This is a genomic window from Streptomyces sp. NPDC090025 (assembly GCF_044748125.1).
GTDB lineage: Bacteria > Actinomycetota > Actinomycetes > Streptomycetales > Streptomycetaceae > Streptomyces.
In genome coordinates, this window is record NZ_JBIVFL010000001.1 from 360703 (window position 1) to 385398 (window position 24696).

General features: G+C 73.4%; 21 protein-coding genes and 1 pseudogene. 13 read left to right on the top strand and 9 right to left on the bottom strand.

Going from position 1 to position 24696, the window contains the following annotated elements:
* Positions 1-49: 49 nt before the first annotated feature.
* Positions 50-901 (top strand): formyltetrahydrofolate deformylase, encoded by an 852-nt coding sequence (purU, locus tag ACIPXM_RS01735; RefSeq protein ID WP_401650709.1) that lies wholly within the window; start codon positions 50-52, stop codon positions 899-901.
* A gap of 31 nt (positions 902-932) precedes the next feature.
* On the opposite strand, the gene ACIPXM_RS01740 is transcribed toward purU, so the two are convergent.
* Positions 933-2321 (bottom strand): zf-HC2 domain-containing protein, encoded by a 1389-nt coding sequence (locus tag ACIPXM_RS01740; RefSeq protein ID WP_401650712.1) that lies wholly within the window; start codon positions 2319-2321, stop codon positions 933-935.
* The gene (locus tag ACIPXM_RS01745; RefSeq protein WP_401650714.1) at positions 2318-2914 is read right to left on the bottom strand and encodes a sigma-70 family RNA polymerase sigma factor; all 597 of its coding nucleotides are present in this window, start codon (positions 2912-2914) and stop codon (positions 2318-2320) included. The genes ACIPXM_RS01740 and ACIPXM_RS01745 overlap by 4 nt, the downstream gene beginning before the upstream one ends.
* A 293-nt stretch (positions 2915-3207) precedes the next feature.
* Here ACIPXM_RS01745 and ACIPXM_RS01750 point away from each other — a divergent pair, with 293 nt between their 5' ends.
* Complete coding sequence (locus ACIPXM_RS01750; protein ID WP_401650717.1) at positions 3208-3582, top strand: STAS domain-containing protein; 375 nt, start codon at positions 3208-3210, stop codon at positions 3580-3582.
* Between the two features lie 78 nt (positions 3583-3660).
* On the opposite strand, the gene ACIPXM_RS01755 is transcribed toward ACIPXM_RS01750, so the two are convergent.
* Positions 3661-5169 (bottom strand): class I adenylate-forming enzyme family protein, encoded by a 1509-nt coding sequence (locus tag ACIPXM_RS01755; protein ID WP_401650720.1) that lies wholly within the window; start codon positions 5167-5169, stop codon positions 3661-3663.
* A gap of 145 nt (positions 5170-5314) precedes the next feature.
* Here ACIPXM_RS01755 and ACIPXM_RS01760 point away from each other — a divergent pair, with 145 nt between their 5' ends.
* The 4 genes from ACIPXM_RS01760 (at position 5315) to ACIPXM_RS01775 (ending at position 9460) form a co-directional block, all read left to right on the top strand.
* Entirely contained in the window at positions 5315-6505 is a 1191-nt protein-coding gene (locus ACIPXM_RS01760; RefSeq protein ID WP_401650723.1) for an amidohydrolase family protein, read from the top strand.
* Positions 6505-7638 carry an acyl-CoA dehydrogenase family protein gene (locus ACIPXM_RS01765; protein ID WP_401650726.1) on the top strand — a complete coding sequence of 378 codons (1134 nt, stop codon included), beginning with the start codon at positions 6505-6507 and terminating at the stop codon, positions 7636-7638. The genes ACIPXM_RS01760 and ACIPXM_RS01765 overlap by 1 nt, the downstream gene beginning before the upstream one ends.
* 8 nt (positions 7639-7646) lie before the next feature.
* On the top strand, positions 7647-8573 hold the full coding sequence (locus tag ACIPXM_RS01770; protein ID WP_401650728.1) for an acyl-CoA dehydrogenase family protein: 927 nt from the start codon (positions 7647-7649) through the stop codon (positions 8571-8573).
* Between the two features lie 437 nt (positions 8574-9010).
* On the top strand, positions 9011-9460 hold the full coding sequence (locus ACIPXM_RS01775; protein WP_401650730.1) for an ATP-binding protein: 450 nt from the start codon (positions 9011-9013) through the stop codon (positions 9458-9460).
* Positions 9461-9627: 167 nt separating this feature from the next.
* Here the strand turns inward: ACIPXM_RS01775 and ACIPXM_RS01780 are convergent, their stop codons facing one another.
* Positions 9628-10554 (bottom strand): cyclase family protein, encoded by a 927-nt coding sequence (locus ACIPXM_RS01780; protein WP_401650733.1) that lies wholly within the window; start codon positions 10552-10554, stop codon positions 9628-9630.
* Positions 10555-10678: 124 nt separating this feature from the next.
* Between ACIPXM_RS01780 and ACIPXM_RS01785 the strand changes: the two are divergent.
* Both ACIPXM_RS01785 and ACIPXM_RS01790 read left to right on the top strand, forming a co-directional pair.
* A pseudogene (locus tag ACIPXM_RS01785) lies at positions 10679-11590 on the top strand (SDR family oxidoreductase); the annotation flags it as partial.
* A 161-nt stretch (positions 11591-11751) separates the two neighbouring features.
* Positions 11752-12801 (top strand): Zn-dependent alcohol dehydrogenase, encoded by a 1050-nt coding sequence (locus ACIPXM_RS01790; RefSeq protein ID WP_401650736.1) that lies wholly within the window; start codon positions 11752-11754, stop codon positions 12799-12801.
* Between the two features lie 55 nt (positions 12802-12856).
* Here ACIPXM_RS01790 and ACIPXM_RS01795 read toward each other — a convergent pair whose 3' ends face one another.
* The gene (locus ACIPXM_RS01795; protein ID WP_401650739.1) at positions 12857-13861 is read right to left on the bottom strand and encodes a GlxA family transcriptional regulator; all 1005 of its coding nucleotides are present in this window, start codon (positions 13859-13861) and stop codon (positions 12857-12859) included.
* Between the two features lie 25 nt (positions 13862-13886).
* Between ACIPXM_RS01795 and ACIPXM_RS01800 the strand changes: the two genes are divergently transcribed.
* From ACIPXM_RS01800 to ACIPXM_RS01810, 3 genes are all read left to right on the top strand, one after another.
* Entirely contained in the window at positions 13887-15260 is a 1374-nt protein-coding gene (locus tag ACIPXM_RS01800) for an MFS transporter (RefSeq protein ID WP_401650742.1), read from the top strand.
* A 168-nt stretch (positions 15261-15428) separates the two neighbouring features.
* The gene (locus ACIPXM_RS01805; RefSeq protein ID WP_401650745.1) at positions 15429-16778 is read left to right on the top strand and encodes an MFS transporter; all 1350 of its coding nucleotides are present in this window, start codon (positions 15429-15431) and stop codon (positions 16776-16778) included.
* Between the two features lie 162 nt (positions 16779-16940).
* Positions 16941-17744, top strand: coding sequence for a hypothetical protein (locus ACIPXM_RS01810; protein WP_401650748.1), 804 nt, complete (start codon positions 16941-16943; stop codon positions 17742-17744).
* A gap of 95 nt (positions 17745-17839) precedes the next feature.
* Here ACIPXM_RS01810 and ACIPXM_RS01815 read toward each other — a convergent pair whose 3' ends face one another.
* The 4 genes from ACIPXM_RS01815 to ACIPXM_RS01830 form a co-directional block, all read right to left on the bottom strand.
* Positions 17840-18421, bottom strand: coding sequence for a flavin reductase family protein (locus tag ACIPXM_RS01815; RefSeq protein WP_401652441.1), 582 nt, complete (start codon positions 18419-18421; stop codon positions 17840-17842).
* Between the two features lie 460 nt (positions 18422-18881).
* Positions 18882-19610 carry an enoyl-CoA hydratase/isomerase family protein gene (locus ACIPXM_RS01820; RefSeq protein WP_401652443.1) on the bottom strand — a complete coding sequence of 243 codons (729 nt, stop codon included), beginning with the start codon at positions 19608-19610 and terminating at the stop codon, positions 18882-18884.
* A gap of 159 nt (positions 19611-19769) precedes the next feature.
* The gene (locus ACIPXM_RS01825; protein WP_401650751.1) at positions 19770-22004 is read right to left on the bottom strand and encodes an acetate--CoA ligase family protein; all 2235 of its coding nucleotides are present in this window, start codon (positions 22002-22004) and stop codon (positions 19770-19772) included.
* Positions 22005-22396: 392 nt separating this feature from the next.
* Entirely contained in the window at positions 22397-23626 is a 1230-nt protein-coding gene (locus tag ACIPXM_RS01830) for a flavin-containing monooxygenase (RefSeq protein WP_401650753.1), read from the bottom strand.
* A gap of 157 nt (positions 23627-23783) precedes the next feature.
* On the opposite strand from ACIPXM_RS01830, the gene ACIPXM_RS01835 reads away from it, so the two are divergent.
* A complete protein-coding gene (locus ACIPXM_RS01835) occupies positions 23784-24233 on the top strand; it encodes a DoxX family protein (protein WP_401650756.1) in 450 nt (149 codons plus the stop codon).
* On the top strand, positions 24233-24691 hold the full coding sequence (locus tag ACIPXM_RS01840; protein WP_401650759.1) for a Zn-ribbon domain-containing OB-fold protein: 459 nt from the start codon (positions 24233-24235) through the stop codon (positions 24689-24691). Before ACIPXM_RS01835 ends, ACIPXM_RS01840 begins: the two co-directional genes overlap by 1 nt.
* The last annotated feature ends 5 nt before the right edge of the window (positions 24692-24696 follow it).

The window sequence follows — 24696 nt, forward strand, 5'->3', positions numbered from 1 at the left end:
TGCTGAGACGGCGGACGGCCGGGCGCACGGGGTGTGGCACGCTAGGTCAATGACCGACCAGTACGTCCTCACCCTCTCCTGCCCCGACAAGCAGGGCATCGTGCACGCCGTGTCGAGCTATCTCTTCATCACCGGCTGCAACATCGAGGACAGCCAGCAGTACGGGGACCGGGACAGCGGTCTCTTCTTCATGCGGGTCCACTTCTCGGCCGAGTCGCCGGTCACCGTGGACAAGCTGCGGGCCAGCTTCGCCGCCGTGGGCGACTCGTTCACCATGGACTGGCAGATCCACCGCGCGGACGAGCGGATGCGCGTCGTCCTGATGGTGTCGAAATTCGGCCACTGCCTGAACGACCTGCTGTTCCGCTCGCGGATCGGCGCGCTGCCGGTCGAGATCGTCGCCGTGGTCTCCAACCACACCGACTTCGCCGAGCTGGTCGGCACGTACGACATCCCGTTCCGGCACATTCCGGTCACCAAGGACACCAAGGCGGCGGCCGAGGCGGAACTCCTCGACCTGGTCCGCGAGCAGGACGTCGAGCTGGTCGTGCTCGCCCGCTACATGCAGGTGCTCTCCGACGACCTGTGCAAGCAGCTGTCCGGGCGGATCATCAACATCCACCACTCCTTCCTGCCGAGCTTCAAGGGCGCCAAGCCGTACCACCAGGCGCACGCCCGCGGTGTGAAGCTGATCGGCGCCACCGCCCACTACGTGACCGCGGACCTCGACGAGGGCCCGATCATCGAGCAGGAGGTCGAGCGGGTCGGCCACGAGGTCACCCCGGACCAGCTGGTCGCCGTCGGCCGTGACGTCGAGTGCCAGGCGCTCGCCCGCGCCGTGAAGTGGCACGCCGAGCGCCGCATCCTGCTCAACGGCCGCCGCACGGTCGTCTTCGCGTAGCCGGGCCCGGCCACCGGCCCGGCGACCGGCGCTACATCCGGCTCAGCGACGCCGCCGCGAACAGCACGTCCCTGATCGCCTCGCGGTCGCCGTCCTGTCCGGCGGCCGCGTCCTCCGGCGGGATGTGCCCGGCGAGCAGCTGGCAGAACTCCGCGCCGTCCATCGCCACCTGCGCCACCGTGTGCTCCCGGGAGCCGAGGGCGGCGGGGGAGTCCAGGGCGATGTACCAGTGACCGCCGCCCGCGCCCTCGATCTCCAGGTGCAGCGAACGGCCCGGCGCGCCCGCCGCGACCAGCTCCCGCGCCGGGTTCGCGAGTCCGGTGCGACGTCGGCCGGCGAGGGCCGCCGGGAGCATCCGGGCGGCGAGGTCGATCATCCCGTGCAGATGGGTGCCGGAGGGCGGGTCGTACGGGTACGCCACCGCGTTCGCGATGTCCTCGGCGTGCACCCAGCACTCGAAGGCCCGCTCCAGGAGCGAGTCGCGCAGCGGCAGCGCGAAGTCCCCGTAGGTGACGGTGAGGTCCGCGACCCCGCGCCCGGCGAACGACACCGTCCGCACCAGGGTGTGGCTCTGCTCCCGCCACGGTTCGCGGACGGAGCGGGTCGGCGGCCGGTGCGAGGCGGTCCACCAGGCCTCGGTCCGCTCGGCGGGCGAGAGCTCCGCGAACGAGGCCGCCGACCGGCCGCCACGCGGCCCGCCCGGCCCGCTGGGGCCCGCGTCGGCGGCGAGCGGGTCGTCGAGTCCGAGCGAGGCCGCGACCAGGCCGTCCACGGCGAGCAGATGGCCGATCACCCCGGCCACCGTCGTCTTGCGGTCCACCCGGCGCTCGTCCTCGAACCACTTGAGCCGCACCGGCGCGTGCCACTCGGCCTCGCCGATGTCCCGGAGCAGCGCGTCGAGCCGGGCGGTCTCGGCGTCGTACGGGGTGGCCCAGACGGGGACCGGGATACGGGCCGGGCGGCGGCCCAGACAGTTCTCCAGGACCCGGGACCGCAGCAGCGGGTCCAGGTCGAGGTCGCGCTCGGCCTGGAGCAGTCCGACCGCGTCGCGCAGCCGCAGGGCCTCGTCGGCGCACGGCGCGCACTCGGTGAGGTGGGCCTCGACGGCCCGGGTCTCGGCGGGCGAGCAGGCGGCCAGCGCCCAGGCGCCGAGCAGCGACTTGAGGGTGCGGTGCGGGAGTTCCGGTACGGGCTCCGGTACGGGCTCGGGGCCCGCCTCGGGAGTCTCGCCCGTACCGCCCGTACCGCCCGTACCGTCCGCGAACACGTCGTCCGGGGAGCCGCCGTCGGCGTCGGTCACCGGCGGCCGGTCCGCGGACGGCGACCGCCGCAGGTCCGCGTGGTCGTCGGCCGCCGGGCGCGGTCCCGGTATCCAGGGGGCGCGTGCGATCTCCTCGGGATCGTCGTTCGCCGCGGTCACAGGGCCCGTCCGTAACCGCCGCCGTGGCCGGGCGGCGAGGAGCCCTCCAGGGGGCGGGTGTTGGCGGTGGACAGGAGCTGGAGCCCGAGCCGCAGCCGACGGCGGGCCTCGTCCTCGGTGACGCCGAGGTCGGCCGCCGTCTGGCGGTAGTCGCGGCGCTGGAAATAGGCCAGTTCGAGGGCCTGGCGCAGCGGGGTCGGCATGGAGGTCACGATGTAGTCGGCGCGGGCCGCGACCGAGGCGCGGCGTACCTTCTGCTCCAGCTCCTCCGCGGTGCCCTCGCCGCGCTCCGCGTACGCCATGGCCTCGGCCTGGCGCAGCCGGTGGACGGCCTGGCGCTGGGTCAGCCGGGCCACCCAGGCGCGCATGTTGCCCTGCTTGGGGTCGTAGGCGTCGGGGTTCTCCCAGATGTAGCCGAAGACCTCGCGGGTGATCTGGTCGGCGTCGTCGTCGTCGTCGAGGACCCGGTGGGCGAGGCTGTGCACGAGGGAGGCGAATCTGTCGTAGAGCTCGCCGAGGGCCGCGGCCTCACCGCGCGCCAGCCGCTGCTGCATCCTGCGGTCCCAGCGCGGTGGTGTGTCCTTCGTCGCCATGCGACACCCTCCCGACGGCCTGCCCGAGCGTTCTCCGAGCCTTCTCCGGGGCTCGGATCTCCCCGGCTTCCCCTCCAAAGTAATGCGCCCGGACCCGGCGCACGCCTCTTTGCCGCAAGTGCGCCCTTGACGGGCCGCCCGATGGTAAGGAACCCGACAATCTCGTCATCGGGGGTTTCGGGAGGGTGTGTCGGGGCAGCCGGAGGGGACAGGAAGCCCCGGCTCCGGTTGACCGCCGGGTCGACCGCCGGGCCTCGCTCCACCCCCTTCCCGATGGCTGAAAGGCGCCGCTCGTGACGATCCAGGTCGACGAGGACGAGCAGGAACCGTGGTCCGTGCTGAGGATCAGCGGGGAGTTGGATCTGGTCACCTCCCCGGTGATCCGCAAACGTCTCCACGCGGCGGTGGCGGGCGGCCGCCGTGACGTGGTGCTCGATCTGTCCGCCGTCCGCTTCTGCGACTCCAGCGGGGTCGGTGTGCTGATCGCCGCCCGCCGTCTGATGCGCTCGTGCGGGGGCCGGCTCCGTCTGGTGCTGCCCGCGCGCGGCGCGGAGGAGGACGCCCATGTGAACCGGGTGCTCGCGGCCCTCGGCGTCCGCCGCCTCTTCGACGTCTACCCGGACGCCCCGGCGGCGACGGACGACACCGCCCACCCACTGTCCGCCTGAACACCGGCCCCCCCCGGGCCCGGGGCCCGGACTCCTGCTCCTGCCCCTGCCCCTGAGCCCTCAGCCCGAGGGCCGCCGCTACGCCCCGAACCGCTCGCGCAGCCGGTACTTGAGGACCTTCCGCAAGGTCTCGTTGCGCGGCAGCGCGTCCACCACCTCCAGTTGTTCGGGGAGTTTGAAGGTCGAGAGGCCCGCCTTCCGCAGGAAGGCGGTCAGCTCCGGGAGGGTGAGCGGGGCGGCGCCCGCGGGCTGTTCGATCACCGCGCAGACGCGTTCGCCGCGTTCGGGGTCCGGCAGGCCGATGACGGCGGCGTCGCCGACCCCGGGGTGCTCGGCGAGCAGGTCCTCGATCTCCTTCGCGGAGATGTTCTCGCCCTTGCGGATGATGACGTCCTTGAGCCGCCCGGTGAGCACGAGATGGCCGCCGTCGGTGAGGTGTCCGACGTCGCCGGTGATCAGGAAGCCGTCCTCGTCGAAGGCGGCGGCGGTCTGCGCCGGGTCCAGATAGCCCTGGCACACCGCCTCGCCGCGCAGCCGCACCTCGCCGTTCGGCGCGATGCGTATCTCCATCCCGGCCGGCGGGCGGCCCTCGGTGGTGGCCAGGTTCTCGGCGGTGTCGGTCGGGTCGCCCATGGTGATCATGGGGACCTCGGTCATCCCGTAGCCGTGGGTGAGCTGGCAGCCCAGCTCCCGCACCACCGCGTGGTAGACCTCCGGCGGCTTGGGCGCGCCGCCGCCCGCGAGCAGCCGGAGCGTCGGGATGATCGGCTCGTCGGGCCGCTTGCGCTGCTCGGTGAGGAACATCGAGTAGAAGGCGGTGGAGCCGCCCGCGACGGTCACCCCGTGCTTGCGGTAGTCCTCCAGGGCGTCGGGCAGCGCGAACTGTTCGAACATGACGGCGGGGAACCCGTACAGGAGCAGCATCACGGTGTAGTCGGGCCCGGCGATGTGCGCGTACGGGAAGGCCATCGAGCCGACGTCGGACGCGCTGAGGTGCAGCGCGTGGGCCAGGCAGGAGCCGCCCGCGATCAGTGAACGGTCGGTGTGCAGCACGCCCTTGGGGTCGGAGGTGGTGCCGGAGGTCCAGTAGATCCAGCGGACGTCGGTGCCGGAGGCGGGCGGCGCGGGCAGGACCGCCGGGTCGCCGTCGGGCAGCGAGCCCTCCTCGTACGCCTCGAAGACGCCCCGCGCGCCGAGCCGCCGGGCCATCGCGGTGTGGTCGAAGCCGCGCCAGACGCCGGGCACCGCGAAGAACTCGGCGCGCGACTCGCGCAGTGCGAAGCCGACCTCCTTGTCCCGGTAGAAGGGGATGACCGGGGTCTGTACGGCGCCGAGCCGGGCGAGCGCGAAGCTGAGCACCGCCGTCTCGATGCGGGTGGGCAGCTGCCAGGCGACCACGGTGCCGGGGCGCACCCCCATGGCGTGCAGTCCGGCGGCGCAGCGCTCGGCGCGCGTCCGGAGTTCGCCGAAGGTGAGGGTGCGGTCGCCCTGGAGCAGCACCGGCCGGTCGGGGGTGAGCGCGGCGCGGCGCTCGACCAGCTCCCAGAGGGTGCGGGCGGCGCCCAGGGCGTGTGCGGTTTCGGTCATGCCCGTTCTCCTTCAGCTGACGTGCCGTCAGATGGCGTGGAGAGCGTAGAGGGATGCTCCTTGTCGGTCCAGGGGTGCGGGGCTAGCCTGACTGCGTCCGGATCTGACGATCCATCAGAAAAGTTGTGGGAAACCTGGAGGGGTCATGACGGAACTGCCCCGCATCATCAGCGTCGACGACCACGTGATCGAGCCCGCCCACCTCTTCGAGACCTGGCTCCCGGCCAAGTACCGCGACCGCGGACCGAAGCCGCTGACCGCCGGGATCGGCGAGCTCGCCTACGTGGCGGGCAAGTACCAGATCACCATGGACCCCGAGGGCCCGCCGACCGACTGGTGGATCTACGAGGACCTGAAGTTCCCGTACAAGCGCAACATCGCCGCCGTCGGCTTCGACCGCGACGACATGACCCTGGAGGGCATCACCCGCGAGGAGATGCGGCGCGGCTGCTGGGACCCCAAGGCCCGGCTCGCCGACATGGACCTCAACCACGTCGAGGCGTCGCTCTGCTTCCCCACCTTCCCGCGCTTCTGCGGGCAGACCTTCGCCGAGGCCCACGACAAGGAGGTCGCCCTCGCCTGCGTCCGCGCCTACAACGACTGGATGGTCGAGGAGTGGTGCGGCGACAGCGGCGGCCGGCTGATCCCGCTCTGCATCATCCCGCTCTGGGACATCGACCTCGCCGTCGCCGAGATCCGCCGCAACGCCGCCCGCGGGGTCAGGGCCGTCACCTTCTCCGAGATCCCCACCCACCTCGGCCTGCCCTCCATCCACTCCGGCTACTGGGACCCCTTCTTCGCGGTCTGCCAGGAGACCGGCACCGTCGTCAACATGCACATCGGGTCCAGCTCCCAGATGCCCGCCGCGTCCCCCGACGCCCCGCCCGCCGTGCAGGCCAGCCTCAGCTTCAACAACGCCATGGCCTCGATGATGGACTTCCTCTTCTCCGGCGTCCTGGTCAAGTTCCCGACCCTGAAGCTCGCCTACAGCGAGGGCCAGATGGGCTGGATCCCGTACGCCCTGGAGCGCGCCGACGACGTCTGGGAGGAGCACCGCGCCTGGGGCGGGGTGCGCGACCTCATCCCCGAGCCGCCGTCCACGTACTACTACCGGCAGATCTTCTGCTGCTTCTTCCGCGACAAGCACGGCATCGCCTCGCTCGACGTCGTCGGCCGCGACAACGCCACCTTCGAGACCGACTACCCGCACGTCGACTCGACCTTCCCGCACACCAAGGAGGTCGCCCTCGACCACGTCAAGGGACTCGACGACGAGACGATCTACAAGCTGATGCGCGGCAACGCCATCCGCATGCTCGGCCTCGGAATCGTCTGATGGAGCTCGCCCACTCGGAGGCGGACGAGGAGTTCCGGGCCCGGCTGCGCGCCTGGCTCGCCGCCGAACTGCCGAAACTCCCCGACCGGCCCGACCCGCTGGACTGGCCGGGCCGCCGCGCCTACGACTGCGGCTGGCAGCGCAGGCTGTACGACGCGGGGTACGGGCACGTGCACTGGGACGCCGCCCCCACCACCCGGCTGATCTTCCTGGAGGAGACCGAACTCGCCGGGGCCCCCTACGTCGGCGCCAACTTCGTCGGCCTGCTGCACGCCGGGCCGACGATCGCCGCCGAGGGCACCGACGAACAGCGCGCCCGCTGGCTGGAGCCGGTGCTGCGCGGCGACGAGGTGTGGTGCCAGGGCTTCAGCGAACCCGAGGCCGGCTCCGACCTGGCCGCCCTGCGCACCCGCGCCGTCCGGGACGGCGACCACTACGTCGTCACCGGCCAGAAGATCTGGACCTCGCACGCCGAGGCCGCCGACTGGTGCGAACTCCTCGTCCGCACCGACCCCGACGCGCCCAAGCACCGCGGCATCAGCTGGCTCGCCATGCCGATGGACGCCCCCGGCATCACCGTACGGCCGCTGCGCACCCTCGCCGGGTCCACCGAGTTCGCCGAGATGTTCCTCGACGAGGTGCGGGTGCCGGTCGCCAACCGGGTGGGCGCGGAGCACGACGGCTGGCGGGTCACCATGGTCACCCTCTCCTTCGAACGCGGCACCGCGTTCGTCGGCGAGGTCGTCGCCTGCCGCCGGGTCCTCGGCGAACTCGCCAGGACCGCCCGCAAGAACGGCCGCTGGGACGACCCGGTGCTGCGCCGCGCGCTCGGCCGGCTCGGCGCCGAGTTCCAGGCGCTGTGGCGGCTCACCCAGTGGAACGTCAGCGAGGCCCAGGCGAGCGGCGGGGTGCCCGGCGTCGGCGGCTCCGTCTTCAAGCTGCGCTACTCGCACGCCCGCCAGGAGCTGTACGACACGGCCGCCGCCGTCCTCGGACCCGACGCGCTCGACCTGGCCAGGGAGTGGAACCTGGACCGGCTGTCCTCGCTGTCGTACACGATCGCGGCCGGCACCTCGCAGATCCAGCAGAACATCGTCGCCGAGCGCATCCTCGGCCTGCCGAAGGGCCGGTGAGCCGCGCCATGGACTTCCGACTCAGCGAGGACCAGCGGGCACTGCGCCGAGGGGTACGGGAGCTGCTCGACGGGCGGTTCGGGCGCGAGGCGCTGCGGGCGGCGGTGGACTTGGCGGTGGACGCCACCGAGGGGCCGGGGCCGGGGCCCGTGCTTGATCGGGCGCTGTGGCGGGAGCTCGGTGCCGCCGGGTTCTTCGCGCTGCGGCTGCCGGAGGAGGCGGGCGGGGTCGGGCTCGGGCTGCCCGAGGCCGTGCTCGTCTTCGAGGAGGCGGGCCGGGCGCTGCTGCCCGGGCCGCTGATCGCCACCCACCTGGCGGCGGGCCGGGTGCCGGGCGCGGCGGAGGGCGAGACCGTCGTCACCGCCGCCGACGGGTGCCTCGTCGAATGGCGGGACGCCGCCGACGTGGTGCTCGGCGACGCGGCGGACGCGGTGCCGCTGCGCTCGGTCGACCCGCTGACCCCGCTGCACCGGCTGCCGGACAGCACCGATGAGGGCGGCCTCGACCTGGACCTGGACCTGGACCTCGACCTGGACCTGGTCACCCTGTTCACCGCCGCCGAACAGCTCGGCAGCGCGGGCCGCACCACCGAGCTCGCGGTGGCGTACGCCCGTACCCGCGAACAGTTCGGTCAGCCGATCGGCGGCTTCCAGGCCGTCAAACAGCTGTGCGCGCGGATGCTCGTACGGACCGAGCTGGCCCGCGCCGCCGTCTACGCGGCGGCCGTCACCGCCGACCCGGTCGAGATCGCGGGCGCCCGGCTGCTCGCCGACGAGGCGGCCGTCGACTGCGCGCGCGACTGCCTCCAGGTGCACGGCGGCATGGGCTTCACCTGGGAGGCGGACGTCCATCTGCATCTGAAACGGGCCTGGGTACGGGCCGAGCGCGGGCTCCCGGCCGCGGCGGCGGAGGAACGGGTGGCGGCCCGGCTGTGAGCCGTACGGGTGGCCGTCCGGGCGGTCGTGCGGGCGGCCGTCCGGGCGGTCCGTACGGCCGCCCGCGGACCGCGAACGGCCGTGTCACCACGGGGTCGTGGGGTCACCCAGCGTCGATACCGTGTTGTGTCCTTCGCGGGGGTCGTCACGCGCCGGAGTCGGCCCGCCGCTCCGGTACGCTCCGTGGGATGCGAGAGCTTGCAGGCCCGGATCGTGCCGGTGCCGCCCACGCGGTGGCTCCGGCGCCGGGAATGTCCGCCGTTCGCGCCCCGCGTTCGACTCCTCGCGGCGTGCGTCGCACAGTATGGACCATGCGTACTCCTTCGCGCTGGAATATGCCCGAAGCGCTTGTTGCGGTGACTGTACGTCAACCATGCTGTCTCACAAGGGAATCACGTTCCGTAAAGGTGTGTCCGCCGGTTCGGATGGTGTGAACGGTGCAGGTGCTTCAGGTTCAGTTGGAGGTCGGGCCCGACCCGGCGGAGGTGGGGCGCGCCCGGCGATGGGCGCGCTCGCGGCTGGTCGGCTGCGGCATAGGGGACGACGAGCCACTGGCGGAGACGCTGGTGCTGCTCATCTCCGAGCTGGTGACCAACGCCGTGGTGCACACGGGCTGTCCGGCCGTGCTGCGGATGCTCTTCGGCGGTGCCGGGGTGCGGGTCGAGGTCGCGGACCGCAGCGACCGCCCACCGGCCCCGCGGCACGCGGCGGGCGAGGACACCAACGGGCGCGGGCTTGAGCTGGTGGACGGCCTGGCCGACCGCTGGGGCTGGCAGCGCGAGGGCAGCGGCAAGAGCATCTGGTGCGAGGTGGACCGGGCCGCCCCGGCCGCTCCCGCGGTCCCCGTGACGGAGGGGTCGGTGTCACCCTCGCGGGTGCACTGTTGACGGTTCGTGGCGAATTGATCACCCTTGGGTGAGCGATTCGTTCTGCGAGGGGAGTCGAGGGGCGTGGCCCCTCGACGAGCGCGGGTCGTGACGGGTGGCGGCTGCCGTGCCGTGCTCGGGGCGCGCGCGAGCGCGCCGCCACCCGCGGTTCCCCGGGGTGCGACGGCTCAGAACACCGCCACCGGCGCGACCGGCGTCCCGGTGCCGCCCACGAAGGGCTCGGGCATCGCGGACAGCAGGAAGGCGTAGCGGCATTCTTGTGCACAGGCTGTGGACAACTCTTCGAGATTCCAGTTCTGGCCCTGCAGCATCCCCATCTCGACCAGGTCGAGCGCGTGCACCGGCAGCCACAGGTCCTCGATCTCCGGCGGGAAGATCTCGAAGGTGAGGGTGTCGTTGGCGACCGCGGCGACGTCCCGGGCGTGGAACCACTCGGGGGTACGGACCGAGAGCCCGGGCGACGGGAACGCGTACCCGTGCGTGTCCCCGGCCAGGTAGGTCCGGATCTGCCCGGTGCGGACCAGGACGACGTCCCCGGACCGTACCGTCACTCCGCCGAACTCGGCGGCCTCGTCGAGGTCTTCGGGTGTCACGGCGTGGTCGCCCGGCAGCCGGTCGACGCCCTTCGCGGCGGCCACGTCGAGCAGCACCCCGCGGCTGACCAGATGGCGCGCGGTGTGGATGCCGCTGAACTCGGAGCGCCCGTGCGCGGTGACGGTGGCGGCGGGGCGGCCGTTGTAGATCCGGCCGCCGTGCGAGACATGGGTGAGGGCGTCCCAGTGGGTGGCCGCCTGCAGGCCCATGGTCACGGCGTCGTCGCTGGTGGCGACGGTGCCGGGGCCGAACAGCTCCTGGTTCACCTGGACCATCACGTGCAGCGGGTTCACCCGGCCCGGGATCATGCCGCTCTGCACGCCGTCCTGCTTCAGGTCGAGCGCGAGCGGGACCCGGCGCCCGGTCCGTACGGTCGCGGCGGCCTCGCGCACCACCTCGTCGGTGATGAGGTTCAGCGTGCCGATCTCGTCGTCCTGACCCCAACGCCCCCAGTTGTTGACGCGTTTGGCGATCTCGTGGAATGCGGGTGGAAGGGGCATCGGACGCCTCCGGGGTCTTTTGTTTCCGGTACCGGGGTCTTGTTCTCCGGTATCTGACGGGCCGTAGAATCCTGCCGACGCACGAATCTAACGGACCGTCAGAAAGCGCGGGAAGGGGCCGGGCGTGGGGAACTTCTTGGCAGGGAAGGTCGTGGCCGTCACCGGCGCGGGGCGGGGGATCGGCCGCGCGGTCGCCCTCGCCTGCGCCGCCGAGGGGGCGAAGGTCGTGGTCAACGACTACGGCGTCTCCATCGAGGGCGGTGAGCCGGCCAGCGAGATCGCCGAGGCCGTCGTGAAGGAGATCGAGGCGGCGGGCGGCGCGGCCGTCGCCGTCGCCGACGACATCTCGACCATGGCGGGCGGGCAACGGGTGGTCGACGTGGCGCTCGCCGAGTACGGCCGCATCGACGGCGTGGTCTGCGTGGCGGGCATCCTGCGCGAGCGGATGCTCTTCAACATGTCCGAGGAGGAATGGGACCCGGTGGTCGCCACCCACCTCAAGGGCACCTTCACGGTCTTCCGGGCCGCCTCCGCCGTGATGCGCCGCCAGGGCTCCGGCACCCTCGTCGGCTTCACCAGCGGCAACCACCAGGGCTCGGTCGCCCAGGCCAACTACTCGGCCGCCAAGGGCGGGATCATCTCGCTGGTCCGCAGCGCGGCCCTCGGCCTGCACAAGTACGGCGTGACCGCCAACGCGGTGGCCCCGGTGGCCCGTACCCGGATGTCCGCCAACGTGCCGATGGAGCTGAAGGAGATCGGCGAGCCGGAGGACGTGGCCGCGCTCGTGGTCTACCTGCTCTCCGACCGGGCCAGGGCGGAGCGGATCACCGGGCAGGTCTACACGATCGCCGGACCCAAGATCGCCGTCTGGGCGCAGCCGCGCGAACTGCGCGCGGGCTACGCCGAGGGCGGCGCCTGGACCCCGGACCGGATCGCGGACTTCCTGCCGGGCACGGTCGGCATCGACCCGATGCCGATGCTCCAGCAGCTGGAGGAGATGGCCCGCGCGGCGGCGGCCGGTGACCGCCCCAACTCCGGGAACGGTCCGGACTCAGGCGTCCGCCCGAACTCCGGGAACGGTCCGGACTCAGGCGTCCGCCCGAACTCCGGGAACGGTCCGGACTCAGGCGTCCGCCCGAATTCCGGGAACGGTCCGGACTCAGGCGTCCGCCCGAACTCCGGGAAGGAGAACGGCTCATGAGAGGTGTCGTCTTCGACGGCAAGGAGGTCCAGGTCGTCGACGACCTGACGGTCCGCGACCCGGGCCCCGGCGAGGTGCTGATCGCCGTCGCCGCCGCCGGGCTCTGCCACAGCGACCTGTCGGTGGTCGACGGGACCATCCCGTTCCCGGCGCCCGTGGTCCTCGGCCACGAGGGCGCGGGCGTCGTCGAGGCGGTCGGCGCGGGCGTCACCCACGTCGTGCCCGGCGACCACGTGGCCCTGTCCACGCTCGCCAACTGCGGCGCCTGCGCGGACTGCGACCGAGGCCGCCCGACCATGTGCCGCAAGGCGATCGGGATGCCGGGCCAGCCCTTCTCGCGCGGCGGGAACCCGCTCTTCCAGTTCGCCTCCAACTCCTCCTTCGCCGAACGGACCGTCGTCAAGGCCGTCCAGGCCGTGAAGATCCCCGCCGACATCCCGCTGACCTCCGCCGCCCTGATGGGCTGCGGCGTCCTGACCGGCGTCGGCGCCGTCCTCAACCGGGCCAAGGTCGACCGTGGCGAGACCGTCGTCGTCATCGGCACCGGCGGCATCGGCCTCAACGTCCTCCAAGGCGCCCGGATCGCGGGCGCGACGACGATCGTCGCCGTCGACACCAACCCGGCGAAGGAGGCGGCGGCCCGGCGGTTCGGCGCCACCCACTTCCTGACCTCGACCGACGCCGTACGGGAGATCCTGCCGACCGGCGCCGACCACGTCTTCGAATGCGTCGGCCACACCGGCCTGGTCCGCACCGCGATCGACCTGCTCGACCGGCACGGCCAGGCGATCCTCCTCGGCATGACCGCCCCGAAGGCCGAGGCGACCTTCCTGCCCGCCGCGATGTTCCTCGACAAGTCGATCCTCGGCTGCCGCTACGGCTCCTCCCGCCCCCAGAAGGACATCGCGCTGTACGCCGAGCTGTACGGCGCGGGCCGCCTGCTGCTCGACGAACTGGTCACCGCCACCTACCCGGTGGAGGACTTCGGGCGGGCGGTGGCGGACGCGGAGGCGGGGAAGGTGGCGCGGGGGGTGCTGACCTTCTAGGCCGCGTCTTTTGGATCGGGCCGGGTCAGGGGGCGGCGGGGGAGGCGCCGTCCGCTCAGCCGGGGGAGGTGGCGTCGGCGGCCGTCGTCGCGCGGAAGGTGCGGCGGTAGGCGGTCGGGGTCACGCCGATCGCCGCCTGGAGGTGGCTGCGCAGCGACTGGGCGGTGCCGAAGCCCGCGTCCCTGGCTATCCGGTCGACCGGGAGGCCGGTGGACTCCAGGAGGTGGCGGGCGCGCTCGACCCGCTGCTGGGTGAGCCACTGGCCGGGGCTGACGCCGACCTCGTCGCGGAAGCGGCGGGTGAAGGTGCGCACGCTCATCGACTCGCGGCCGGCCAGGTCCCGCAGCTGGATCGGCTCGTGCAGGTGGGCCAGCGCCCAGGCGCGCGCCGCGGTGGTGGTCGAGGCGCCGGGCTCGGGCAGCGGGCGGGCGATGTACTGGGCCTGGCCGCCGTCCCGGTGCGGGGGCACGACGGTGCGCCGGGCCACCTCGTTGGCGACGGCCGTGCCGTGGTCGCGGCGCACGATGTGCAGGCACAGGTCGATCCCGGCGGCGACGCCCGCCGAGGTCAGCACGTCCCCGTCGTCGACGAACAGCACGTCGGCGTCGACCCGCACCCGCGGGAAGATCCGCTGGAAGTGGTCGGCCGACGCCCAGTGCGTGGTCGCCGGGCGCCCGTCGAGGTACCCGGCCGCCGCGAGCACGTACCCGCCGGTGCAGATGGAGACCAGCCGGGTGCCGGGCCTGACGTGCGCGAACGCCGCCGCCAGCTCCTCGGTGAGCCTGCCCTCCTCGTACACGGGACCCAGCTCGTACGAGGCGGGCACCACGACCGTGTCCGCCGTGGCGAGCAGCTCCGGGCCGTGCTCGACGTGCACCGAGAAGTCGGCGTCCGTACGGACCGGGCCCGGGGCGGTGGCGCAGGTCACGATCTCGTACAGCGGACGCCCCGAGGGGTCCTTGGCGCGGCCGAAGATCCGGTGCGGGATGCCCAGTTCGAACGGGAGCAGGCCGGGCAGGGCGAGCACGGCGACGCGATGCGGCGCGGCTGCGGTTCGCATCGTGGACTCCCTCCGTAAAGGAGTGGTGGTCCAGACCACCATCCTGATAGCAGTGTGGGTCGTGACGGACAACGCCTACAAGGGCAACACGTACGAGGATGACACCGACGAGGGCGCTACGTACAAGCCCGCGGGCGCCGCGCGGATTCCCGCCCCCCTGGGGTCCGGTCCGGCCGGGCCGCCGTCCGGACCACCGCCACCTTCGGGCCCGGACGCGCTCTGGAACCGCAACTTCCGGCTCTTCTTCGTCGCCCGCGCCGCCGCCGTCCTCGGCGAGGGCATGGTCCCGGTCGCCTTCGCCGCCGGACTCATCGGCGCCGGCCACTCCGGCTCCTCCGTCGGCTACGCGCTCGGCCTGTGGACCGCCGCCTTCGCCGTCTTCGTGCTGTTCGGCGGGGTGCTCGCGGACCGGTTCACCGCCCGCCGCATGATGATCATCGCCGACCTGGTCAGGCTGCCCGGCTCGCTGCTCCTCGCCGTCACCTTCGCGCTCGGCAGCCCGCCCCTGTGGGCGGTGTACGTGCTCTCCGGCGTCAGCGGCATCGGCGCCGCGCTCTTCCAGCCGGGCGTCGCCTCCACCATCCCGCGCATCGCCCCCGACGTGCAGCGCGCGAACGCCGTGCTCCGGGTCGTCGAAGCCCTGATGACGATGGCGGGCCCGGCCCTCGCCGGTCTGCTCGTCGCCTTCTGGAACGCGGGCGCCGCCTTCGCCGTCAACGGCGCCACCTTCGCCGTCAGCGCCTGCTGCTTCATCCTCCTGCGGGTCGCCCCGATGCCCTCCGACACCACCCGGCGCGGCTCGCTGCTCTCCGAAATGGCCCTCGGCTGGCGGGAGTTCACCTCGCGCAGCTGGCTGTGGGGAGTGATCGCGATCTGGACGGTGTACGGCCTGACGGTCGCCGGGCCCATGGTGCCGCTCACCGCGAGTCTCGTCACCGAACAGCACGGCTCCGCCACCTACGGCGTGCTGATGGCGGCGGGCGGCGCGGGCAGCGCCGTCGGCGGCCTCCTCGCGCTGCGGCTGCGCCCGGTCCGCCCGCTGGCGGCGGGCGCGGTGGCGCTGCTCGGCCTGCCGGTGAACCTCGTCCTGCTCGGCCTCGACGCGGCGGTGCCGGTGCTGTACGCGGGCCAGTTCCTCGGCGGCGCGGCCTTCGCCTTCTGGCTGGTGATGTGGTCGACCTCGGTGCAGACGCACGTGCCGCAGGACGCGCTGAACCGGATGCACGCGTACGACGTGGCCGGATCCTTGCTGATGATGGGAGTCGGCCGGACCCTGTCCGGGCCGGTCGCGGCGGTCGTCGGCACGGAGGAGGTGCTGCTGGCGGGGGCGGGGATCGCGGTGCTTGTGGTGGCGGCGCTGCTGGTGGTGCGGCCGGTGCGGACGTTGCCGCGGGTGTGACGCGGGTGTAGGGGGTTGTGTGTCCGTCGGACCCGTTGTCCGTGGTCCGTTGTCCGTTGTCCGTTGTCCGTTGTTTGATCCTTGGCCCGGCCCCCTTGGCCCGATCCGTTGGAAAGCTGTCGTTCGGGCCAATGGTGGGGGCGGGTCCCGGCCACGATCCTTGCTGACGTGACCCAGACAACCGACACCTCGGCCGCCGCCGCCAGTCCCGCCGCCCCCGTTCCGGGCCCCGGCCCGGGCCGTACGCCCCGCGTCCACCGCGCGTGGTTCGTCGCCGCCGTCACCTTCGTCACGATCATCGGCGCCGCCGCCTTCGCCTCCCTGCCGGGCCTGCTCATCGAGCCGCTGCACGGCGAGTTCCACTGGTCGCGGGGCACCATCGGCTTCGCGGTGTCGGTGAACCTCGCGCTGTACGGCCTGACGGCGCCGTTCGCCGCCGCGCTGATGGACCGGTTCGGCATCCGCCGGGTGGTGGCGGTCGCGCTGACCGTCATCGCCGCCGGATCGGTGCTGACCGTCTGGATGACCGAGCCCTGGCAGCTGATCCTGTTCTGGGGCGTCCTCGTCGGCCTCGGCAGCGGCTCGATGGCGCTGGCCTTCGCGGCGACCGTCACCAACCGCTGGTTCGTCGCGCGGCGCGGCCTGGTCACCGGCATCCTCACCGCCGCCGGGGCCTCGGGCCAGCTGATCTTCCTGCCGCTGCTGTCCTGGCTGGTCGAGGAGCACGGCTGGCGCCCGGCCGCGGTCACCGTCTCGCTCGCCGCGCTGGCGGTCGTACCGTTCGTGTGGCTGCTGCTGCGCGACCACCCGGCGGACGTCGGGCTCGCCCCGTACGGCGGGGAGTTCGCCCCCAAGCCCGCCCCCGTCACCGGCGCGGCCCGGCGCGCGGTCACGGTCCTCTTCAAGGCGGCCCGCACCGGCCCCTTCTGGCTCCTCGCGGGCACCTTCGCGATCTGCGGCGCCTCCACCAACGGCCTGGTCAAGACCCACTTCGTGCCCGCCGCCCACGACCACGGCATGCCCGTCACGGCGGCCGCAGGACTGCTCGCGGTGATCGGCGTCTTCGACGTCGTCGGCACGATCGCCTCCGGCTGGTTCACCGACCGCTTCGAGGCGCGGCGGCTGCTCGCCGTCTACTACGCGCTGCGCGGCGTCTCCCTGCTCTTCCTGCCGATGCTCCTGGCGCCCGCCGTGCACCCGCCGATGCTGTTCTTCATCGTCTTCTACGGCCTCGACTGGGTCGCCACGGTTCCGCCGACGATCGCCCTGTGCCGCGAGCACTACGGCGAGGACAGCGCCATCGTCTTCGGCTGGGTCCTCGCCTCCCACCAGGTCGGCGCGGCGGTCGTCGCCTTCCTGGGCGGGGTGGCGCGGGACGTCTTCGGCTCGTACGACGTGGTCTGGTACGCGTCGGGGGCGCTGTGCGCGGCGGCGGCGCTGATGGCTCTGATCATCCGGCGCCGCCCGGACACCGGGGCGGGGGCCCCGGCGGGGGCGGCGGTGACGGCGGGAGCATGATGGCCACCGGGGGTGAGGCTCATGGTGGGCACGGGGGATGCGGTGCGGGGCGTGGAGCGAGGTGTGGCCGGGGGCCCGGGTGAGGGTGCGGGGCCGCCGGGGCCGGACCCGGCGCGGGCGCGCGGCGACGGGCGGCGTTTCGATCGGATGATGCTGGTCTCGATGCTGGGGCTGTTCCTCGCGGCGGCGGTCCTCTGGTTCACGGACTTCCTGTTCCGGCTCGACGAGCCGGTGCCGAGTGCGGGCTACAGCGCGCTGGGGCTGTTCGCGGTGCCGTTCGTCGTGGCCCTCGGCTCCGTCGTCGGGGCGGTGCTCTCGGCCGGCCTGGTGCTTCCGGCGGTCCGGCTCGGCGAGTTCCTCGCCCGCCGCGCGGGCGGCCGCGCCGCCTGGTGGCACGCGGCCCTCGCGGCGCTCGTCACCGTGCCGCTCGCACTGGCCGCCCCGTTCATGGGCGCGGCCTGGTGGCTGGCCGTCGGGGCCTCCCTCTGGGGGACCGTCCTGCTCACTGCCCGGGCCGGGCGCGGCACCTTCGTGACGGTGCTGCTGTGGGGGACGCTGGGCCTGCTGGGTGTCGGTGCGGTGGGCGGTGGCCTGCTGTACGCCGATGTCATCGACGAGTACGCGCCGCCGCGGATGTCGCACCGGTCGCTGACCGGCGTGTGGGCGGACGCCGAGGGCGGCACCCTGACCCTGACGGCGGACGGCCGCGCGGTGGTGCGGGACATCGGCTACGAGGGCCCGGCCGCGGCCGACTCCTTCGAGCGCGACTGGAAGAGCTGCCGGGGCGAGGGGAGTTGGACGTTCCGCCCGGTGGCGGAGACCTGGCGCCAGTCCGTCGAGATCGCGGTAGGCGGCTGCGCCCTCGGCCCGTGGGAGGTCGGCGGCACCGAGTCCGCCCCGACCCTGTACGTCTACCGGGGCGACCCGGACCAGTGGGACCTGTACGAGCTGCGCGGGCCGCGGTAGCGCGGCGGTCGTTGCCGCTGGCCCCGGCCCCGGCCCCGTCGCCGCCGGATGCCGGATGTCCGGTCCGCCGACGCCCGGCCCGGCCCGCCCCCCCACTACCCCGCGAAGCGGCCGAACTTGCCCTGGTGGAAGAGGAGCGGCTCGCCGCGCTCCGTCGCGCCCAGGGCCTCCACGCGGCCCACCACCAGCAGGTGGTCGCCGCCCGTGTGGACCGCGGCGATCTCGCAGTCGATCCAGGCCGGGGCCTCCGGCAGGCGGGGGGAGCCGGTCACCGGGGTCGGGTGCCAGGGCACGCCCGCGAACTTGTCCGCGCCGCTCACCGCGAACGAGCGGCACAGGCCGCCCTGGTCCGCGCCCAGGATGTTGACGCAGAAGCGTCCCGCCCTGGCGATGCGCGGCCACGTCGTGGAGGTGCGGGCGACCATGAAGACGACCAGCGGCGGGTCGAGCGACAGCGAGGCGAAGGACTGGCAGGCGAAGCCCGTCGGGCCCTCGTCGTCCAGTGCCGTCACGATCGTGACGCCGCTCGCGAAGTGGCCGAGGACCCGGCGGAACTCGGCCGGGTCGACGGGCATCCGCTCGTCCTCGCGGACCGCCCGGAGCGCGGGGCGGGGCAGGGGGTCCACGGCCGTGGGCGCCCCGGCCGCTCTCAGGTATCGGACGGCGGTGGCCGCCATCCCAGCGTGTCCCATCACGCCACCCATTGAAGCTGACGGTTCGTCAGATGAGAAGGGGTGTGGGCGGTGTGGGTGCGGGGCGGGTGCGGGACGGGTGCGGGCAGGTCCGGGGTGGGTGCGCGTGGGCCGTCCAGGGGGGTGGGTCCTGGACTGCATGATGTACGACGCGGCCAGGTCCAAAGAGATGTGAAGCCCCGCCCCCGCGCCACAAATCACGCTTCACGTCCCGGACCCACCCCCCTGCCCGTCCCCCGCTCCCGCCACCCCAACTCCGTCAGCGCCGCCCGCAGTTCCTCGAACCCCACCCGCGCCAGCTCCGCCGCCACCGAGAGCGACCCGCTGCCGCTCACCGGACCCGTCGCCGACGAGGGCGATGCCGTACGGAACATCGCGGCGGTGATCGGCGGACGCCTCGGGCTGCCCGTACGGGCCCTGCGGGGTCCCGTACCCCCGAAAACCCCTACCTGCCCTCGTACTCCGCCGTCCGGCGCTCCACGAACGCCGCCACCCCCTCCTGCGCGTCCCGCGTCGTCATGCACAGCTCCTGCGCCGTCGCCTCCGCCGCGAACGCCGCCGCCCTGTCGCTGTCCAGGGACGCGTTCACCAACTGCTTGGTGAGCGCCAGCGCGCGCGTCGGGCCCTGGGCGAGCCGCTCCGCCCACTCCCGCGCCGTCTTCTCCAACTCCTCGGCGCCGACCACCCGGTTGACCAGGCCCATCGCCCGCGCCTCCGCCGCCGGCAGCGCGTCGCCGAAGAACATCAGCTCCTTCGCCCGCTGCGGCCCCACCAGCCGCGGCAGCAGATACGCGCCTCCGCCGTCCGGCACGATCCCGCGCCGTACGAACACCTCCACGAACTTCGCCGACTCGGCCGCGATCACCAGGTCGCACGCGAACGCCAGATGCGCCCCGATCCCGGCCGCCGTCCCGTTCACCGCCGCGATCACCGGCTTCTCGCAGTCCATGACCGCCGCGATGAAACGCTGCGCGCCCTGCCGGATCATCCGGGCCACGTCCCCGGCGACCCGCTCATCGGCGGGCCGGGCCGGCGGGCCGCCCCGCAGGTCCGCGCCCGCGCAGAAGCCGCGCCCGGTCGCGGTGATCACGACCGCGCGGACCGCCGGGTCCGCCGACGCCTCGGCCAGCAGCGCCATGATCCGCTCGCGCTGGTCCCAGGTGACCGCGTTCATCGCCTCGGGGCGGTTGAGGGTGATCCACGAGACGCCGTTCTCCACGGCGTGCAGCACATCCGTCACGACACAAGCCTCCTCAGTTCGCGTCACGCGGCCTCACGCGGCCTCACGCGGCCTCACGCGGCCTCACGCGGCCTCACGTGGCCTCAGCTCCGCTCAGGTCGCCTGGCGGCAGACCGCGAGCGCGTCGAGCGCCACCGCGCCCTGCCCCCGGGGCAGCACCATCAGCGGATTGATGTCCAACTCGGCCAGATCGCCGTCCAGTTCGAGCGCCATCCGCTGCACCCGCAGGACCACCTCCACCAGCGCGTCCACATCGGCGGGCGGCGCCCCCCGCACCCCGTCGAGCAGGGCCCGCCCCCGCAGTTCGCCGAGCATGTCGCGGGCCTCCCGCTCCCCGAACGGCGGTACGCGCACAGCGGCGTCGTTCAGGACCTCCACCAGGACCCCGCCGAGGCCGACGGTCACGGTCGGGCCGAAGAGGGAGTCATGGGTCACCCCGACCACCATCTCCACCCCGCGCCCGACCATCTGGCACACCAGGATGCCGTCCAGGTCGATCCCCTCGTAGCGGGCGATGTCCGTCAACTCCCGGTAGGCGTCCCTGATCTGGCTCGCCGACGTCAACCCGACCTTCACCAGGCCCAGTTCGGTCTTGTGGGCGAGCTGCGCGCCCGACGCCTTCATCACCACCGGGTAGCCGACGAGCCCGGCCGCCCGGACCGCCGCCGCCGCGCTCGTGACGAGCTGCTCGCGCGGGACCCGGATCCCGTACGCGCGCAGCAGCTGCTTCGCCCCGTGCTCGCTGAGCCGGTGGCCGGGGCGCATCAGGGCCTGGGCCTTGCGCAGCGAGGGGGAGGGGGTGCGCGGGGCCTCGTCGAAGGGGGAGCGGTAGCCGGTGGTGAAGCGGTGGTGGTCGAGGTACGCCTTGACCGCGCCGATGCAGTTGCCGAAGGTGCGGAAGGTGGCGACCCGGGAGGAGCCGAGCAGGGTGGTGCGGTAGGCGTCCTCGGTGCCGACCGGCGAGCCCCACACCACGCAGATCAGCTTGTCGGTGCGCTCGGCGGCGTCCACGAGGTCCTGCGCGAGCTTGTCGCTCATCGGCGGGAAGGGGCCGGTGATCGGGCAGATCAGCACCCCGACCGAGGGGTCCGCGAGGATCGCCTCGATGATCTTCGGGCCGCGCCAGTCGCCCACCGGGTGGCCGCCGTTGTCGACCGGGTTGGCGACGCTCAGGTACTCGGGGATCCACTGGTGCAGCTCGTCCTGCTTGGCCTGGCCGAGGGTGGGCAGGCTGAGCCCGGCGGCGGTGGCCAGGTCGGAGAAGTGGGCGCCGGTGCCGCCGGAGATGGAGTAGACGACGACGCCGTCCGCGACGGGCTTTCGGGCCCGGGCGAGCAGCGCGGCGGTGTCCTGGAGCTGGTCGAGCCCGTCGACCCGGATCACGCCGAACTGCCGCATGGCGGCGTCGACGACCTGGTCGGCGCCGGTCAGTTTGCCGGTGTGCGACGCCGCCATCCGGGCGCCCGCCTCGGTCCTGCCGACCTTGACCGCGACCACCGGGACCTGCCGCCGGGCGGCCTGGTCGGCGGCGAGCAGGAAGGACCGGCCGTCCTTCAGCCCTTCCACGTAGCAGGCGATGGCGCCGACCTCGGGGCGGTGCGCGAAGTACGAGATGAAGTCGGCGGTCTCCAGATCGGCCTCGTTGCCGGTGGGCGCCCAGTGCGAGAGCCGGACGCCCAGCTCCTGCATGGTGAAGACGGGGCGACCCTGGTGGCCGGACTGGGTGATCAGCGCGACGGCGGGGCCTTCGAGGTCGTCGCGGAACCGCTCGAAGGCGTTGAGGTTGGTGTTCGGGCCGAGCAGCCGGAGCCCGGAGCGCTCGACGGCGGCGGCGAGCCGTTCCTGCGCGGCGGCGCCCGCCTCACCGGTCTCGGCGAAGCCGGAGGCGAAGGCGACCGCGAACTTGACCTTGGACTCGGCCAGTTGCTCGATCACCGGCAGCGGATCGCCGACCAGCAGCACGGCCAGGTCGACGGACTCGTCGAGCTCGGTCACCGACGGCACGCACGGGATGCCGAACACGGCGGTACGGGTCGGGTGCACCGGCACCACCCGGGCGCCGACCCGCCCGGCCCAGTCCATCAGCTGCCGGGTGATCCCGGTGTTCGGGCGCCCCTCGGTGTCGGACGCGCCGACGACGGCGACCACCTCGGGCCGGAAGAACCGGTCGAGCTCGGGCACGGGCGCGTGCAGCGGACGCCCGCTGACGTCGGTGTCCCCCTCGACGGCCGTCACTCCGTGCACGACCGTCCGGTCGGGTTCGTCGCCGCAGGCGACGACGCGGGCGCGGAGGTCCGTGGTGAAGGTGCCGTGCGTGGATCCAAGCATCGTGTCGCTCCGCCCGTCCGTCGTCGTCGCTCTCCGTCTCTGACGCACAGTCAGATTACAGACCTGACGGTCAGTCAGGAATGCTCGTGCGTACACAGGATGCGGGGCGCTGGACGGGTTGCCCGCCGGGCGGGCCGCCGGGTTGCCCGTCGGGCGGCTGCTCCGCGGCTGCCCCGCGCCTGCCCCGCGCCCGCCGTGCGGGCGCCGTGCGGGACCCTGCGGGGCCGGTACGGGCACCGTACGGGAGCGGCGCCGGGCGCGGTACGGGTACGGGCGCGGGCGCGGGCGCGGTACGGGCACGGGGGAGGTGAGGGGCGGGGCACGATGCTCCGCCCGTACGAGCGCGGCGGCCCGGCGCGATGCTCCGCCCGTACGGGTGCTCCCGCTGCCGCTCAGCGCGGCGGCAGCGTCCGGGTCGTCCGGCCGATCGCCCGCGCGATCTTCTCCGCGTCCCGCGCCATCTCCCGGAACATCCCGCTGATCGGGTTCGTGAACCCGGTGAAGTACAGCCCCGGCGCCCGGCGCGGCGAGCGGCGGCCGTGTGACACCGGCCGCCCGTGCTCGTCGAGGACGTCGAGGTGGCCGAGCAGCGGTTCGAGGGCGCGGTCGTAGCCGGTCGCGGCGATCACCGCGTCCGGGGTGAGCCGGGTGCCGTCGGCGAGGAGGACATCGGGGCCGTCGAAGCCGGTCACCGCGGCCACCGGCAGCACCGTGCCCGCCTTCACCGCCGCCACCAGGCCCACGTCCTGCACCGGGATCGCGCCCGCCCGCACCCGGGAGTAGAGCCCGCCGTCGGGACGCGGGATGCCGTACGCCGAGAGGTCGGCCGCCACCGCCCCGCCGAGCAGCCGCGCGACCCGGTCCACCAGGCCCGTCGGCAGCCGCCGCACCAGGATCCCGGTGCGCTGGGCGGGCCAGCCGAGGGTGGCCCGGCGCAGGATGTACGGGGGCGTGCGGACGGCGAGCCGTACCCGCCCCGCACCGCCCGCCGCCAGGTCCGCCGCGATCTCCGCGCCCGTGTTGCCCGCGCCGACGACGAGCACGTCCTGCCCGGCGTACGGCTCCGGGTTCCGGTACGCGCCCGCGTGCGCGAACGTCCGTCCCGGCGCCGCCAGGAAGCCGTCGAGGCCCGGCCAGTCCGGGACGCGCGGGGTGTGGTTGTAGCCGGTGGCGACGACCACGGCGGCGCCGACGAGCCGCCGCCCGCCGGTCGCGTGCAGCACCCAGGTGCCGTCCGCGCCACCGTCCGCACCGTCGCCCGCGCCGTCGCCCGTGCCGCTGTCCGCGCCGTCGCCCGTGCGCTCGACCCGGCTCACCTCCACCCCGGTCACGATCTCCAGGTCGTGGAACTCCGCGTACTTCTCCAGGTACCGCACCACATCGGCGCGCGCGACCCACCGCCCGAACGCGCGCGGCATCCTGAGCCCCGGCAGCGCCGAGAGCCGTCGGGTGGTGTGCAGTCGCAGCCGGTCGTAGTGGTGGCGCCAGGAGTCGCCGACGGCGTCCGACTTCTCCAGGACGACGGCCCGCACGCCCCGCGCGCGCAACGCGGCGGCGACGGCGAGGCCGCCGGGTCCCGCGCCGATGACGTAGACGGGGTGGGTCTGGGGGGTGACGGTCATGACTGCTGAGCGTAATGACGCGTACACGCCGTGGGTCTCGGTCAAGAGGGAGTTCGGTTGCGAATCGATCACGCAGGCAGGGGTCTTGCGGAGAAGCGGTGCGATCCGCTGAACTGACGACCTGTCAGATACGAAGAGGTGAAGGGCGGTCGGGGCAATGCAGACGATCTGGCTCACCGGGGCCGAATGGCTCGCCGTCCTGCGCATCGGCCTCGGCCTGTGGTGGCTGGAGAGCTGGCGCCACAAGGACAAGAAGGGCTGGTTCGAGCGCGGCACCGGCATCGCCTGGGCCGCGGACGTCGCGGGCAAGCACCGCTGGGCGGCGGTCAGGAGCGGCTTCACCACCGTCGTCGCGCCCCGCCCCAAGCTGATGGCGTACGTCGTCGTGTACGCCGAACTCGCCCTGGGCCTCGGCCTGGTCACCGGCCTGCTGACCCCGGTCGCGCTCGTCGGCGGCCTGCTGCTCAACCTCCTCTACCTCGTCCTGATGATCCACGACTGGGCCGAGCAGGGACAGAACGCGATGATGGCGCTGATCTCGCTCGTCGCCCTCTTCGCGATGTCCTGGCAGACCTGGTCCCTCGACCACGCGATCGGACTCTTCTGATGACGGCCACGCCCCGCACCCCCGCCGCAGCTGCCTCCGCGAGCGTCCCGGACATCGACGCCTTCACCCGCCCCTACTGGGACGCCGCCGCCGACGGCCGCCTGCTGCTGCGCCACTGCACCGACTGCGACCGGCCGCACCACTACCCGCGCGAGTTCTGCCCGTACTGCTGGAGCGAAGCCGTCGAATGGCGCCAGGCGGCCGGCCGCGCGACCCTCTACACCTGGTCGGTCGTGCACCGCAACGACCTCCCGCCGTTCGGCGAGCGGGTGCCGTACGTGGCGGCGGTCGTCGACCTCGCCGAGGGCCCGCGGATGATGACCGAGGTGGTCGGCTGCGCCGAGGCCGACCTGCGGATCGGCATGGACCTGGAGGTCGCCTTCCGCCCCGAGGGCGAAGGCGGCGACCTCCAGGTCCCGGTGTTCACACCCCATCGACGGGGGAGCGGGCTCGGCTAGGACGC

What these genes read in the sequence shown, in the direction of transcription:
- purU (WP_401650709.1), top strand. Translation starts at nt 50, where the DNA reads ATGACCGACCAGTACGTCCTCACCCTCTCCTGCCCCGACAAGCAGGGC.
- ACIPXM_RS01790 (WP_401650736.1), top strand. Translation starts at nt 11,752, where the DNA reads ATGAGAGGTGTCGTCTTCGACGGCAAGGAGGTCCAGGTCGTCGACGAC.
- ACIPXM_RS01745 (WP_401650714.1), bottom strand. Translation starts at nt 2,914, where the DNA reads ATGGCGACGAAGGACACACCACCGCGCTGGGACCGCAGGATGCAGCAG.
- ACIPXM_RS01815 (WP_401652441.1), bottom strand. Translation starts at nt 18,421, where the DNA reads ATGGCGGCCACCGCCGTCCGATACCTGAGAGCGGCCGGGGCGCCCACG.
- ACIPXM_RS01825 (WP_401650751.1), bottom strand. Translation starts at nt 22,004, where the DNA reads ATGCTTGGATCCACGCACGGCACCTTCACCACGGACCTCCGCGCCCGC.
- ACIPXM_RS01820 (WP_401652443.1), bottom strand. Translation starts at nt 19,610, where the DNA reads ATGAACGCGGTCACCTGGGACCAGCGCGAGCGGATCATGGCGCTGCTG.
- ACIPXM_RS01840 (WP_401650759.1), top strand. Translation starts at nt 24,233, where the DNA reads ATGACGGCCACGCCCCGCACCCCCGCCGCAGCTGCCTCCGCGAGCGTC.
- ACIPXM_RS01780 (WP_401650733.1), bottom strand. Translation starts at nt 10,554, where the DNA reads ATGCCCCTTCCACCCGCATTCCACGAGATCGCCAAACGCGTCAACAAC.
- ACIPXM_RS01760 (WP_401650723.1), top strand. Translation starts at nt 5,315, where the DNA reads ATGACGGAACTGCCCCGCATCATCAGCGTCGACGACCACGTGATCGAG.
- ACIPXM_RS01835 (WP_401650756.1), top strand. Translation starts at nt 23,784, where the DNA reads ATGCAGACGATCTGGCTCACCGGGGCCGAATGGCTCGCCGTCCTGCGC.
- ACIPXM_RS01765 (WP_401650726.1), top strand. Translation starts at nt 6,505, where the DNA reads ATGGAGCTCGCCCACTCGGAGGCGGACGAGGAGTTCCGGGCCCGGCTG.
- ACIPXM_RS01795 (WP_401650739.1), bottom strand. Translation starts at nt 13,861, where the DNA reads ATGCGAACCGCAGCCGCGCCGCATCGCGTCGCCGTGCTCGCCCTGCCC.
- ACIPXM_RS01810 (WP_401650748.1), top strand. Translation starts at nt 16,941, where the DNA reads ATGCTGGGGCTGTTCCTCGCGGCGGCGGTCCTCTGGTTCACGGACTTC.
- ACIPXM_RS01830 (WP_401650753.1), bottom strand. Translation starts at nt 23,626, where the DNA reads ATGACCGTCACCCCCCAGACCCACCCCGTCTACGTCATCGGCGCGGGA.
- ACIPXM_RS01755 (WP_401650720.1), bottom strand. Translation starts at nt 5,169, where the DNA reads ATGACCGAAACCGCACACGCCCTGGGCGCCGCCCGCACCCTCTGGGAG.
- ACIPXM_RS01770 (WP_401650728.1), top strand. Translation starts at nt 7,647, where the DNA reads ATGGACTTCCGACTCAGCGAGGACCAGCGGGCACTGCGCCGAGGGGTA.